15 protein-coding genes are annotated in these 13,228 nt (G+C 65.1%); 4 read left to right on the top strand and 11 right to left on the bottom strand.

What is annotated here, in order from left to right:
• Window positions 1-563 precede the first annotated feature (563 nt).
• From UF78_RS18120 to UF78_RS18110, 3 genes are all read left to right on the top strand, one after another.
• Window positions 564-1,754 (top strand): NnrS family protein, encoded by a 1,191-nt coding sequence (locus tag UF78_RS18120; protein ID WP_045163614.1) that lies wholly within the window; start codon window positions 564-566, stop codon window positions 1,752-1,754.
• Window positions 1,755-1,866: 112 nt separating this feature from the next.
• Entirely contained in the window at window positions 1,867-2,610 is a 744-nt protein-coding gene (locus UF78_RS18115; RefSeq protein WP_045163613.1) for an SDR family NAD(P)-dependent oxidoreductase, read from the top strand.
• Between the two features lie 380 nt (window positions 2,611-2,990).
• Window positions 2,991-4,130, top strand: a complete 1,140-nt coding sequence (locus tag UF78_RS18110; RefSeq protein ID WP_045163612.1) for an HPP family protein — start codon at window positions 2,991-2,993, stop codon at window positions 4,128-4,130.
• A gap of 243 nt (window positions 4,131-4,373) precedes the next feature.
• On the opposite strand, the gene UF78_RS18105 is transcribed toward UF78_RS18110, so the two are convergent.
• From UF78_RS18105 to nirJ, 4 genes are all read right to left on the bottom strand, one after another.
• A complete protein-coding gene (locus UF78_RS18105) occupies window positions 4,374-5,234 on the bottom strand; it encodes a LysR family transcriptional regulator (RefSeq protein ID WP_045163611.1) in 861 nt (286 codons plus the stop codon).
• A 109-nt stretch (window positions 5,235-5,343) separates the two neighbouring features.
• Entirely contained in the window at window positions 5,344-6,837 is a 1,494-nt protein-coding gene (locus tag UF78_RS18100; RefSeq protein WP_045163610.1) for a nitrite reductase, read from the bottom strand.
• Complete coding sequence (gene cobA / locus UF78_RS18095) at window positions 6,828-7,673, bottom strand: uroporphyrinogen-III C-methyltransferase (RefSeq protein ID WP_045163609.1); 846 nt, start codon at window positions 7,671-7,673, stop codon at window positions 6,828-6,830. Before cobA ends, UF78_RS18100 begins: the two co-directional genes overlap by 10 nt.
• Before the next feature lie 64 nt (window positions 7,674-7,737).
• Complete coding sequence (gene nirJ, locus UF78_RS18090; RefSeq protein ID WP_045163608.1) at window positions 7,738-8,919, bottom strand: heme d1 biosynthesis radical SAM protein NirJ; 1,182 nt, start codon at window positions 8,917-8,919, stop codon at window positions 7,738-7,740.
• Window positions 8,920-9,217: 298 nt separating this feature from the next.
• Here nirJ and UF78_RS18085 point away from each other — a divergent pair, with 298 nt between their 5' ends.
• The gene (locus UF78_RS18085; protein WP_045163607.1) at window positions 9,218-9,448 is read left to right on the top strand and encodes a hypothetical protein; all 231 of its coding nucleotides are present in this window, start codon (window positions 9,218-9,220) and stop codon (window positions 9,446-9,448) included.
• 30 nt (window positions 9,449-9,478) lie between these two features.
• Here the strand turns inward: UF78_RS18085 and UF78_RS18080 are convergent, their stop codons facing one another.
• The 7 genes from UF78_RS18080 to UF78_RS18050 are packed head-to-tail and all read right to left on the bottom strand — an operon-like array spanning window position 9,479 to window position 13,221.
• Complete coding sequence (locus UF78_RS18080; RefSeq protein WP_045163606.1) at window positions 9,479-9,991, bottom strand: Lrp/AsnC family transcriptional regulator; 513 nt, start codon at window positions 9,989-9,991, stop codon at window positions 9,479-9,481.
• A complete protein-coding gene (locus tag UF78_RS18075; RefSeq protein WP_045163605.1) occupies window positions 9,966-10,409 on the bottom strand; it encodes an Lrp/AsnC family transcriptional regulator in 444 nt (147 codons plus the stop codon). Before UF78_RS18075 ends, UF78_RS18080 begins: the two co-directional genes overlap by 26 nt.
• On the bottom strand, window positions 10,402-10,917 hold the full coding sequence (locus UF78_RS18070; RefSeq protein ID WP_045163604.1) for an Lrp/AsnC family transcriptional regulator: 516 nt from the start codon (window positions 10,915-10,917) through the stop codon (window positions 10,402-10,404). The genes UF78_RS18075 and UF78_RS18070 overlap by 8 nt, the downstream gene beginning before the upstream one ends.
• Window positions 10,914-11,372, bottom strand: a complete 459-nt coding sequence (locus tag UF78_RS18065; RefSeq protein ID WP_045163603.1) for an Lrp/AsnC family transcriptional regulator — start codon at window positions 11,370-11,372, stop codon at window positions 10,914-10,916. The genes UF78_RS18070 and UF78_RS18065 overlap by 4 nt, the downstream gene beginning before the upstream one ends.
• Before the next feature lies 1 nt (window position 11,373).
• Window positions 11,374-12,552 carry a cytochrome D1 domain-containing protein gene (locus tag UF78_RS18060; protein WP_045163602.1) on the bottom strand — a complete coding sequence of 393 codons (1,179 nt, stop codon included), beginning with the start codon at window positions 12,550-12,552 and terminating at the stop codon, window positions 11,374-11,376.
• A complete protein-coding gene (locus tag UF78_RS18055) occupies window positions 12,549-12,890 on the bottom strand; it encodes a c-type cytochrome (RefSeq protein WP_045163601.1) in 342 nt (113 codons plus the stop codon). The genes UF78_RS18060 and UF78_RS18055 overlap by 4 nt, the downstream gene beginning before the upstream one ends.
• A gap of 16 nt (window positions 12,891-12,906) precedes the next feature.
• Window positions 12,907-13,221: a c-type cytochrome gene (locus UF78_RS18050; RefSeq protein WP_045163600.1), complete on the bottom strand. Its 315-nt coding sequence runs from the start codon at window positions 13,219-13,221 to the stop codon at window positions 12,907-12,909.
• Window positions 13,222-13,228: the final 7 nt, after the last annotated feature.

Raw genomic sequence — 13,228 nt, 5'->3', positions numbered from 1 at the left:
GACCCGGGGCGAGGCTTTTTCGGCACCGAGTTGCGCCATTCGCCGCGGGTCGCGGCTCCCACAGAAAAAGTGTGCGACCTGCACAACGCAGCGTCACGCACGGGCTCGATTTGTGGGAGCCCCGACCCGGGGCGAAGCTTTTCCGGCACCGAGTTGCGCCATTCGCCGCGGGTCGCGGCTCCCACAGAAGAAGTGTGCGACCTGCACAACGCAGCGTTACGCACGGGCTCCCACAGAAAAACAAGCCACCTGCATCAGTCGGCGCCACGCACGGGCTCTCATGAAGAGCTGCGTAGGGTGGATGTCGCCTTTTACATCCACCGTGGCTCGGCAGTCGGCGGCTCGACGAGGCGTGGCGCCGCTTGCCGGATGCCGGATGCCGGCTGCAACCCTGCCACGGCCTGCCAGCGGGACCCTCAGCAAAAACTGATTGCAATCAAGTCTGGGAACGCCTCCTACCCTGTAAAAAGTAACCCTGGCTCCGGGAATCTCGGCGCCCTGGTTCCTCGGTCCGGCGGCTTACTGCTTCGCCGGCCGTTGCAGAATGAGTGTCAGGAGGCCCCGTGCAAGTCATCGATCGGCGAAAAGCCCTCAGTATCCCGCCCCTTTGGCGGCTCGCGTTTCGTCCATTCTTTCTCGCCGGCAGCCTCTTCGCGATGCTGGCGATCCCGTTGTGGATCGGGGCCTGGACCGGACTGTGGTCGGGCTTTCACCCCACCGGCGGCTGGCTCGCCTGGCACCGCCACGAAATGCTGTTCGGCTTCGCCATGGCAATCGTCGCTGGCTTCCTGCTGACGGCGGGGCAGACCTGGACCGGCCAGCCCGGCGTCTCCGGCAACCGGTTGGCAGCGCTGGCGGGCGTTTGGCTGCTGGCGCGGCTGGGTTGGTTGCTGGGTGCGCCGATCGGCCTGCTGATCGTGGCGGACCTGCTATTTCTGCTCGGCGTGACCGGATTGATGGCGCGCATGCTCTGGGTGGCCAGGCAGAAACGCAACTACCCGATCATCGCCGTACTCACCCTGATGACCTGTGCCGATGTGCTGGTGCTCTGCGGCGTCGCCCTGAGCGACGATGGGCTGCAGCGCCAGGGCGTGCTCGCCGGGCTGTGGCTGGTGGCGGCGTTGATGGCCATCATCGGAGGCCGGGTGATTCCGTTCTTCACCCAGCGCGGCCTCGGTCGCAGCGAAGCCGTGAAACCCTGGCTTTGGCTGGACGTGGCGTTGCTGGTCGGGACCGGCTTGGTCGCTGCGCTCTATGCCGCCGGCGTCGCGCTGCTACCGAACGTGTGGCTCGGTGTGCTGTTTCTCGCCATCGCCATCGGCCACCTGCTGCGCCTGACTCGCTGGTACGACGCGGGGATCTGGCGAGTGTCGTTGCTCTGGTCGCTGCACCTGGCAATGCTCTGGCTGGTGATTGCCGCGGCAGGCCTGGCACTGTGGAATTTCGGCCTGCTGGCCAACTCCAGCGCTGCGCTGCATGCACTCTCGGTAGGCTCGATGAGCGGGCTGATCCTGGCGATGATCGCGCGGGTCACCCTTGGCCATACCGGACGCCCATTGCAGTTGCCGTCGGGCATCGTCGCCGCCTTCGTGCTGTTCAACCTCGGCGCCGTCTCGCGGGTGTTCCTCGCCAGCCAGTGGCCGATGACCGGGCTCTGGCTCGCCACCATCTGCTGGGTGCTGGCGTTCGCCCTGTATGCCTGGCGCTATGCGCCGATGCTGGTGACTGCGCGGGTCGACGGTCACCCTGGCTGATCGTTGTCCTGGCGCCTTCTCGGTTTCCCTGTTCACCCACTGAAAAACCGCTGCCTGCCCATCCTGGGACGGGCAGCCTGCGGCTCGGCGAACGCCGGCATCGGAGATGATGATGAAAACTGAATTCAAGGACCGTCTGGCCGTGGTCACCGGAGCCAGCTCCGGGATTGGACTGGCATTGTGCGCGGCGTTGCTGCAGCGTGGCGCTCGCGTATTGGCCATGTCGCGCAACCTGGGCGGTCTGGGGCAGCTGATGGAAACCTATTCCGAGCAGCTGCACTGGCTGGCGGGTGACGTGACCTCTGCGGACGCTTTGCTGGCGCTGAGCCGGCGTGCTGCCGAACTCGGGCCGGTGGACTATCTGGTACCGAACGCGGGCATCGCCGAGCTGGGCGACAGCCTCGACATGGCCTGCTTCGATCGTCAGTGGGCGGTCAACGGCGCCGGCGCGTTGAATACCCTGGCGGCACTGCGCGCCGAACTGGCCAAACCCGCCTCGGTGGTGTTCGTCGGCACCTTCCTGACGCGCGGAACCTTTCCCGGCCTGGCTGCCTACATCGCTACCAAGGCGGCATTGGTGGCCCAGGCGCGCACCCTGGCGGTGGAATTCGCGCCCCTGGATGTGCGCATCAACGTGGTCTCGCCGGGCCCGACCGCCACGGCGATATGGGGCACCCTGGGGTTGCCCGACGAGCAGCTCGAACAGGTCGCCGAAGGCGTCACCAAGCGTCTTTTGCCGGGGCACTTCCTCGAATCGGCGGCGGTTGCCAATGTCATCCTGTTCCAGCTGTCCCAGGGCGCTCGCGGCGTCTACGGCCAGGACTGGGTGGTCGATAACGGCTACACGCTCAGCTAACCTCGCGGGGCTGACGATCATCTTCGGATGCAAGCGAACCGTTCGCGAACGGTCTCGATCAGGTGTCGCACCAGGTCGAGACCCTGGCTACCCATTCGCGGGAAATCAACGGCATCGTCGATCTCAACAGCGGCATCGCCAACCCGCTCGCGCTCAACGCCGCCATGAGACGGTGATGGCGAGGCTGCAGTAGTGGATTGTTAGCAAAATTATTGCATCGAAGGATCAATAGGATTCATTGGCGGCGCTGACTCGACGCACCGACAATGTGCGGCTGGGCTGGCTGTGCCTCTTTTTCGTGCGCCGGTAAGCAGCCCGATGGCGGTATCGCGTCCTGCCGGACGACCGCAGTACGTCCTCCCTTCGATCAAGCAGGCCACATGCAACAACGTCTTCTCGACTGGTGCCGATCCTTCGCACCGGCGCCGCTTTCGGCACGTCCCGCGGAATGGCTGCGCGCGGCAATCGGTATTGGTCTGGCGCTACTCGTGGTTATCCCGGCCGGAGCCCTGCTTTTCGGTGTCTCGATCACCCTGCCATTGGCAGCGCCGACAGCCGCGTCGGCTGTATTGTTGTTTGCCGCATCGTCGAGTCCCTTCGCCCAGCCATGGTCGGTGACCGCCGGCAATCTATTGGCGACTGCGATTGGTGTCGCGCTGGGCGCCACTGATCTTCCGGTGGCGACGGCTGCCGGCCTGACCGGAACCTTGACGATCGTCTGCCTGTTCGGCCTGCGTTGCCTGCACCCGCCCAGCGCGGCGCTGGCGTTGGTGGCGGTGATTGGCACCCCGGAGCTACATGCCTACGGTTTTCAGTTGCTCTATCCGGTCGCATTCAACTCGCTGTTGTTGGTCACGGTTGCGTTGATCTACAACAACCTCAGCGGACATGCCTATCCGAAACCGCGCCCGCAAAAAGACAACCCGCATCACACCCATGATCCCTTGCCCAGCGAACGCATGAGCTTCAGCGAGGACGACGTCGAGCAGGCGTTGGCAGACTTCGGTGAGTACGTCGACGTGACCCGGGACGATCTCGCCCAGCTGATCAAGCAGACCGAAAAACATGCATTGCGGCGCAGCATGGGCGAGATCACCGCGGCCGATATCATGTCCCGCGATCTCTACTGGGGCACGCCGGATTGCTCGATTCAACGGGCCTGGCAAACCTTGCGCGAACACCGCCTGCACTCCTTCCCGGTGCTGGAGCCCGACAGCCAACGGCTGGTGGGTATCGTCACCCTGGTCGATCTGCTCAAGCACTTCCAGCCAGCGTCGGCACGGATCAAGTTCGGCCAGCTCAAGTTCCTTCGCGGCGTCCAGTTACGCACGATCATGAGCACGCCCGTGGTCTCGGTAACCCAGGACTGCCACATGGTCGACCTGGTGTTCCTCCTCTCCGACCGCGGCCTGCATTGCCTACCGGTGGTCGACGATCAGCAGCGGCTGGTCGGCATGATCACTCAGACCGACCTCATTGCCGCGCTCTACCGGAACTGGCTCAAGCATCTGCCCGACTGACTTGCGCCCTGCTGGTGCAGGCGGCAAGGCAACCCCTCGGCGAGCAAGCAGAGCCCTTGCGAGAGCGCCTGAACCATTGGTTGCGGTCGTGCATTCGTCTCCGCCGGATGTGCTAGAAGCGCTGAATCCGCCCTGGCTACCCGTGGCGATCCGGCTCAGTGACGGGGCGTCAGCCGGAGCGATTCGCCCCCACGTGTAAGTGCGCTGGATGAAGTGGGCCGAGCACTCGAGGGCCGTGCCGGTTCAGATTTCATAGGCCCAGCGCGACCAGTCGTAATCGTCCCGGGCGACCTCGCGTAGCAGCTCCAGCGCCTTGAGCAGCGCCGGCGATTGCGCCGCACGAGAGTGGACCAGATAGACCGGATAGCTGAATTCCGGCGCCTGCTCGACGCGCTTGAGCACGCCCTCATCGAGATAGCGCTGCACCACACGCGTGCGGAAGTAGCCGCGCCCGCCGCACTGGACCAGATACTGCAGCGCCAGCGGGCCCAGGCTGAACGACAATGCGGCGCGCATGTGCCCGGGCAGCGACAGGTCGTGCTGCTGACGAAACGCCGGACCCCAGTCGACGTAGAGATAAGGATCCGGCTCGCTCGCATGCACCACCTGGATAAGTTTTTCCTCCAGCAACTGCTCCACCTGCAGGCCCGGCCAGTATTCGGGCTGATGCAGCAATGCCGCGTCCAGCGCGCCCAGATCGAGCTGCTTCTGCAGCTCATCGCCGCTGGCCACCTCGTTGCGCAGCGCGTGGTCGGGCATCACCTGGCGCAGGCGCTGCACCCAGGCGAGCATCAGCGGGTTGCACAGGCTCATCTCGGCACCGAGTGACAACAGCTTGTCGTAGCCACGCGGCAGCGGCAGGTCGCGTCGCGCCGTTTCCCAGGTCTGCACCAGCTGCGTGGCGTAGGCGACAAAGCGCTCCCCATCGGCGGTTAGCCGCGCCCCGGCGCGATTGCGTATGAACAGTCGGCAACCGAGCTGTGTTTCCAGGCTACGTACCCGCGCGGTCACCGCCGTCTGGGTGATGTGCAAACGGTCGGCAGTAGCGATGAAGCTGCCGCTGCGAATGATCTCGAGAAAAGTACGGGCGAGATCGATGTCCATGGGAAGGGCTCATATCAAAGGGAATGATATGAAAGCAGGTTGGAATGATAAAAAACAACCGCAGACGCTAGGCCTCAGGCGCGGATAACCGCCTGAAGCCTGAGCCGATCTAGTGGGAGGTGCCTTCGGCAAACTCGATCTTGTTGCCGACGTTGTACTTGCCAGAGGGCTTGTTCATCGGGATGCGCTTGATCTCTTCCAGGGTCTTGGCGTCGTAGACGATCAGCGCGCCATTGGTATCCCAGACGCTGAGCAGGGCATAGCGGCCGTCGTTGGTGAACTCGACATGGGCGGCGTTCTTGCCAGGCATCGGACGCAGGGTATGGGCGACTTCCAGGGTCTGCTTGTCGATCAGGTGTACGGCGTCGTTGTTCGGGCCGAAGAACACATCGGTCCAGGCGTATTTCGAGTTCAGGTGGCTGCGCATGAAAAAGCCCGGCCCTTCGGTGGGAATCTCCTTGACAAGCCTCCAGGTGTCGAGGTCGAGCACCGAGATCAGTCCCTTGCTGACGTTGGGTGTGGCGAAGATCCACTGGCCGTCGCGTTTCCAGTAAATGCCCGAACCGAGGTGCGGCATGCCCGGCAGCGGAATGTCAGTGACCGCCTCGCCGGTGTCCAGATCGATGACCTGGCCGCCGAGGGCCTTGCGCGAGGTGGCCAGCAGGTAGTGGTAGTCCGGGGTAAAGGAAAAGTCGTCAAGAAAGTCCGCAGCCGGGATGCGCCGTGGCTGGAAGTTCGGTGTGCCGGCATAGGACAGCTCCCAGGCTTCCTTAACGTCCTTCAGCGCGACCACGAAGCTGTCTCGCGGCGGCGCGGTGTAGACCGCGCTGACCCGCGACGGCGTGCCGTCGACGGCGACCGCCGGGATGTGCTTGACCAGCGACAGGTCATGGGCGTCGAGCAGCACCAGATTGCCTGGCAGGTAGTTGCCTACCAACACCCAGCGGCCATCATTGCTGACGGCCAGGTTGCGGGTATTCAGGCCGGCGCGCACCTCGGCGATCATGGTCAGGTTGTGAAGGTCGTAGACGCTGACCCAGCCGTCGCGCGAGGCGAAGTAGACGAAGCGGCCGTCCGGCGAGAACTTCGGCCCGCCGTGCAGGGCGAAGTGCGACGGGAAGTTGGCCAGCTCCTCGAAGCGATCACCGTCCAGCACGCGAACGTGGTGATTGCCGGCCTCGACCACGACGAACAGGTTGAGCGGATCGGCGCCGTGCTGCGGCGTGCTCGGCAAAGCCTTCACGTCGGCAAGGATTCGGTGGCTGGTGCGGATGTCATCGTCGCTCCAGGTCGGCGGGGTGGCGGCCGGCTGGTAGAGGTAGTTGACCAAGCCGTCGATCTGAGCGGCGTCGAGGCGATCGCCAAAGGCCGCCATCTGGCTGGCTGGCCGGCCGTCATGGATCACCGCGCGGGCCTCGTCCGGCTTGAGCCGGCTGAGGCTTTCCGGCAGCAACGCCGGGCCGGCGCCGCCGAGGCGGTTGACGCCGTGGCAGCTCAGGCAATGCTGCTCGTAGAGCGCGCTGGCCTGTTCCAGGCTGACCACCTCCGGCGCCGCCTGAATTGCGCCAGACCATGCCAAAAGAAGAACCGGGACTACTCGCATAGGGCCTCCTGTTGGACGGGTTGCGCCTGACGTGTGGCCAGCATCCGAGCGGGGAACTCCAGTGCGGTGTCGGCGAACAGGCCAACCACCTGGCCGATCACGGTGAGCGTCGGCGGCAGCAGCTGGTGCGTCTGCGCCATGCCCGGCAGTTGCTTGAGGCTGCAGCGCACCACGCGCTGGTCGGCGCGAGTGCCATTGCCGATCAGCGCGGCGGGGGTATCGACCGGCAGGCCGGCGGCAATCAGGTTGCGCGAGATCTCGCCGAGTGCGGCCAGGCCCATGTAGAACACCAGGGTCTGCTTGCCCTCGACCAGGCTGCTCCAGGGTAGTTGCAGGGCGCCGTCCTCCTGCAGGTGACCAGTAATGAACTGGCAGGAGTGCGCCAGGTCGCGGTGGGTCAGCGGAATGCCGGCATAGGCGCTGCAGCCAGCCGCTGCGGTTACGCCCGGCACCACCTGACCATTGATGCCGCGCTTCAACAGATACTCGAGCTCTTCGGCACCGCGGCCGAAGATGAAAGGGTCGCCGCCCTTGAGCCTCACCACACGCAGGTTCTGTTGCGCCAGGTCCACCAGTAGCTGATTGATCTGTGGTTGCGGCAGGCTGTGGTAACCGCTGGTCTTGCCGACGTAGTGGCGGACGCAGCCGGCCGGCAACAGTTGCATCAGATCATTGCTGACCAGGCGGTCGTAGACCACCGCATCGGCCTGTTGCAGCAGGCTCCAGGCCCGCAGCGTGAGCAGCCCGGGGTCGCCGGGGCCGGCGCCGATCAAGGCGACTTCGCCCGGGGCCAACGTGGCGCCGAGCGAAGCGGGGAGGGTGATTGGCTGATCCATGCGAACTCCTGAAATCTCGTCGGACTGCGGTAGGTCTTGGGCGGCCTCGGGGCCGCGCTCGGTATCAAATGGAGAGGCTGGGGATGCGCTGCGGTTGCGGCAAACCGATCTCCTGATCGCTGAGGTAGCAACCGGGGTCTTCGCCCCAGAGGTTTCCTTCGGCCCAGGCGCGGGTGCGCGTATTGCCGTTGCAGATCGACAGCCAGCGACACTCGGCGCAGCGCCCGCCAATGGCGCGCGGATGCTGGCGCAGCTCGGTGAGCAGCGGCTCGGGCTTGTCCAGCCACAGCTCGCGGAACGGCTGTCGGCGCACATTGCCGACGGTGTGCTGCCACCAGTAGGTGTCCGGGTGCACGTCGCCGATGTTGTCGATGTTGGCGATGCCGCTGCCCGAGGCGTTGCCACCCCAGGCACGCAGCATCCGCTCCAGGCGGTCACGGTGCTCCGGCAATCGCTGCTCGACCCACTGCAGCAGGAGCACGGCGTCGGCGTCGTTGTTGCCACTGACGAAATCGGTTTCGCGGCCGTGTTGCACGTCGTCCCAGGCCTGCTCGAACAGCTGGTACATGGCGTCGCGGGTCATTTGGTGATGGGCGTCGGCCTTGCGGCTGCGTTTGCCGCGCCCGCTGTAGTTGAGGTGCGAGAGGTAGAACTTCTGCACGTCGTGCTCGCGCATCAGCGCCAGCAGAGCCGGCAGTTGCGGGTAGTTGTTCTGCGTCAGGGTGGTGCGCAGGCCGACCCGGATGCCGTGCTGGCGGCACAGGTCGATGGCGTGCATGGACGCGGCGAAGCTGCCCTTGAGCTGGCGCCAGTCGTCGTGCACTGCTTCGAGCCCGTCGATGCTGATGCCCACGTAGTCGTACTTCGCCGCGGCGATCCGCTCGATGTTGCGCTCGTCGATCAACGTGCCATTGGTTGACAGCGCGACGAAGAAACCGCGTAGGCGCGCGTACTCGGACAATTCGAAGATGTCCTCGCGCAGCAGCGGCTCGCCACCGGACAGGATCAATACCCGTACGCCGGCTTCATGCAGATCATCGATCACCTTGAGTGCTTCGGCGGTGCCCAGCTCGTCGCGGAACACGCTGTCGGCGGAGGTCGCGTAGCAGTGTTTGCAGGTCAGGTTGCAACGGCGCAACAGGTTCCAGATCACCACCGGCGGGCGCGCCGCACCCGTGCTGCGCGCGCCCAGTACCGGCATGGCGGGCCGGGCGAGGGCGCGCAGGTAATGGCTGATTCTCAACATGAGCGTCTCTCCCCGCGTCACGCGTCTTGCGTGGTTCGATGGACGCAGCATCTCCGAGCGACACCGTCCAATCCTTGACTGGAAACAATAAAAGCCTTGGTCCTGGTAAGGACATGCGCCTTGAACAGACCTGAGCTGGGTTTGGCCTTCTTCACAAACGGAACGCGTGCCCATGATCTGTGGTGGACGCAAAGAAATCGGTCCCGATAATGTCGCAAGCGTCCCGTTTGGATGGGATGCGGATAAACACCTGGCCGGGTTCCCCGGCTTCCTTGCAGGGATCTTCAGGACACGCTGAATGAGCACCACCGAATTCGTTGCGCTTTACCTTCTCAACAGCGCGTTTTGGAAATGGATCATCAGTTGGGGCGGGGCCCAGTGGATCGAGGGCTGGAAGAGCATGGTCGTTCTGGACTGGTTCGCCTGGCCTTGGAATGCCGAGCAGATCCGCCTGTATGCGCTGGTAATGTGGGGCTTCTCCACGCTCTTCTTCGTGGTCGGTCTGTTCAAGCCCGAGTGGCGGTTCTGATGGCCCGGCTGCAGCGCGTTAGCGGCGGCGCTAGCGAGGGCTGCCCACACGCAATCCGGTCTTCTTGAGGATACGGCTGCTGACCAGCATCTCGTCGGCGCGACAGGCACTACCGAGCAAGGCGCGGATCTGCGCGCGGTAGCCGTCGATCTCTTCTGCGCTGCGGCCGTGCACCATGGCGAACAGGTTGTAGCGCCAGCCGTCCTGCCGTGGCCGACGGTAGCAATGGCTGACGAAGGCCTGCTCGCCGATCAGCGGGCCGAGGCGGGCAAGCTTGGTGTCGTCCACATCCCAGACGGTCATTCCGTTGTGGCGATAGCCCAGGCGGTAATGGTTGGGAACCGCGGCGACGCGGCGAATAGCGCCGTCGGCCTGCAGCTGCTGCAACAGCGCCAGGGTGGCGTCGGCGCTGATGTCCAGACGCTCGGCGAGCCAGCCCCAGGGATCGTCCACCAGCGGCAGCCCGCCTTCGGTGAGCGACACCAGGCGGCCGGCCAGCTCGGCCTGCTCGGCGGGATCAAACGGCGAAGTGCAGGCCGACATGGTAGGTCTCCTCCTTGGGCAGGTTGAGCACCGGCAGGCCGGTCTCGGCTTCGATCCGCGCAATGGTCTCGGCAATGCCCTGCGGCGTGGCGCAGCCGAGCACGAACCACATGTTCCAGGCGTGTTCGCGGCGGTAGTTGTGCGCTACTTCGGGCATGGCCGCCAGCTGCTCGGCGATACGATCGAAGCGCTCTTCCGGCACCGAAAGTGCGGCGAGGGTAAAGGCGCCGCCGAGGCGTTCGATATCGAACATCGGCCCGAAGCGGGTCAGGGTGCCGTCATCGAGCAGCGCCTGGACGCGTTCGCGCAGCTGGGCGGCGTCGGCGTCCAGCTCCGCGGCCAGCGCCTGCCAGGGGTGACGGACCAGCGGCAGGCCGTGCTGCAGGCGATTGATCAGGCGCCGGTCGAGCTCATCCATGGGCGGCCACCGGGCGCGCGGGTGGGGCGTAACGGCCACCGCATTGTTTGAACGCGCGGGTACTGAACAGCAGCTGGTGCGGCACGTCGCTGAGCCCGTGTTCGGCGAGCAGCGCGGCGATCAGCCGGCAGACCTGCTCGCGCTCGCGGCCGTGGACCATGCAGAACAGGTTATAGGGCCAGTCCGGCAGACGTCGCGGCCGCTGATAACAGAGGTTGATACCGGCGGCCTGGCCGAGACTGTGACCGACCGCGTCGACGATCTCGTCCGGGATATCCATCACCAACATGGCGTTGGCGCGAAAGCCCAGGGCGCGGTGCTTGATGACCAGCCCCATGCGGCGAAACAGCCCGCTGTCGTTCCAACGCCGGACCTGCTCCAGCACCGTCTCTTCGCTGGCGCCAATGCGCTCGGCCAGCAGCTGATAGGGGCGGGTGGCCAGTGGCAGGCCCGCTTCGAGCAGGCGCCGCAATTGCAGCGTCTGAAGATCGTCGAGCAGGGCGTTCATGAGGCGTCTCCGATGGGGAAGCCGAGGTCGATGCGGTAGGCGGCCTGCATCGGCAGATCGAGCGGCGTGAGTTCGGTTTCCGCCTCGATCCGTGCCAGCAGCGCATCGACGTGGGCGCGGTCGGGGCCGGTTACCACGAACCAGACGTTGTAGCGATGCTCGCGCAGGTAGTTGTGGTTGACTTCGGGATAGCTGTTGATACGGGCGGCGACCGACTCCAGGCGCGCCTCTGGGACCGCCAAGGCGACCAGGGTGCTGGCGCCGGCGCGGCTGTGCTCGAACACCGGACCGACGCGCGACAGGCCGCCGCCGTGCTCCAGGCGTTCGAGGCAGGCAAGGACCTCGGCTTCGCTGCAGTCCAAGGCGTCTGCCATGGCGCGGTAAGGCTCGGCGCACAGTGGCATGCCGTGCTGGAAGCGGTCGATCAGGCGGCGGCTGAGCGGATCGATCTGCATGTCACAACCCCGTCTCGTGGGCGCGGCTGGTGAAGAAGATCCCGCTCGGGCTGTCGGCCGGCAGGCGCTTGATCAGCTTCAGCGCATAGGGATCCCAGACCTGCACCTCGTTGCCGTCGCGCACCGACAGCCAGAGCTGCTCGCCGCGTGGAGTGAACTCCATATGCAGCACCGCCGGGCCGGGTTCCAGCGTGCTGATGATCTCGTGGGTTTCGCTGTCGATCACCTGCACCTTGCCGTTGTCGGGATGGGCGAAGTTGACCCAGATCTGCCGAGTGTCCGGACGCGACATGACGAACACCGGCTGGCCGGCCACGTCGATGGCATCGGTCTGCTTCCAGCTTTGCGAGTCCATCACCAGCACCCGGTGCTGACCGATGGCGGGCACGAAAGTCTGGTTGCCGGCGACCGTCCAGCCTTCAAGGTGCGGCATCTTGTAGACCGGCAGCTTTTCCTGGCCGCGGCCATAGCCGTCGATGATTCGCTCGACGCCGCGGGCGGTGTGCCAGAGGTCTATCTTGGCCATGCCGTCTTCGCCGAACAGACCGGCGATGTAGTAGCGCCCGTCGGGGGTCAAGAGGCCGTCATAGGGTTGTTTGCCGACGCCCTCGAAGCGGGTGATGGCCGGCGTGTTGCCCTGGCTGAAGTCCAGCAGCCAGGTTTCGTTGGTGTCGAACAGGCTGTAGATGAAGCGCCGCCCAGGGGCGTCGATGACGCCGACCACGCGGGAGTTGCGGCTGCCATCGGCCAGCGGTGTGGCCGGAATGTCAGCCACCAGCTCAAGGCTATCGGCGTCGAAGACCTTGACCCCGCCTGGTTCATAGTTACCGACGGCGATCAGGTGGCCGTCCTGGCTGATGGCTCCGCCGATGCTGTTGCCGCCCTGGATGATGCGCTTGTCGATGCGCCGGCGTAGCAGGTCGACTTTGGTCAGCCCGCCGTCGCGTCCGAAGACATAGGCGAAGCGTTCGTCGCGGGAGAACACCACCGACGCGTGCGACAGGTCGCCCAATCCTTCAATCCGGGCCAGGCGCATCTGGCCGGTTGTTTCGACGATCTGCAGGGCGCCAGTGGCACGCTCTACCACCACGCCAAGGTCACCGGTGCCACGTAGCGGTTGTGCGGCGCAGGCACCGAGGAGCAGGCTGGCGGCGGCCAGCAACAGGGATGGGCGCATCATGGCGTGGATTTTCCTTCGATCAATCGGTCGACCAGCCAGACGATGTCCTGCTCGCTGAGCAGCGCGCTCCAGCCAGGCATGGCGGTATCGGGTCTACCGTGGGTGACGGTGGCGATGAGGGTGTCGCGGGGTTTGCCGGCGATGGCGCTGCGGGTCAGAGCCGGACCCAGGCCACCGGTCAGACGCAGGCCGTGGCATGAGCCGCAGTCCTGCACGAGCAGATGCTCGAGTTGACCCTGGCGTTCGGCTGTAGGGCCGTCGGCCAGGGCAATGGAAAAGGGGAAGAGGGACACCAGGGTGAGCCCCAAACCGATGACTGCATGTCGGGACCGAATCATGATGTCCTCCTGGGCGTTACTTGAGGCTCAGAACCCACTCGGCGAGGGTTTTGGCTTCTTCTTCGGTGACAGGGTTTGGCGGCATCGGGATCTGGCCCCAGGCGCCTACGGTGCCATTCTTGATGTGACCGGCGAGCAGATCGGCAGCGCCGTCCTGTCCGGCGTACTTGGCGGCTACTTCCTTCAGTGCAGGGCCAACCATCTTGGCGTCGATGCTATGGCATGCAGCGCAAGGCTTGCTCTTGAACAGTGCTTCACCGTCCTGCGCCATGGCGGGCTGGAACAGCATCGCGCCGCCTAGGGCGAGCAGTGGAACCAGTACTTTCTTCATGAGTTAC

The organism is Stutzerimonas stutzeri, assembly GCF_000952685.1.
In the GTDB taxonomy this organism is placed as follows: Bacteria; Pseudomonadota; Gammaproteobacteria; order Pseudomonadales; family Pseudomonadaceae; genus Stutzerimonas; species Stutzerimonas stutzeri_E.
Note: the sequence above shows the minus strand (reverse complement) of the source record. Positions and strands in the feature narration are given on the sequence as shown.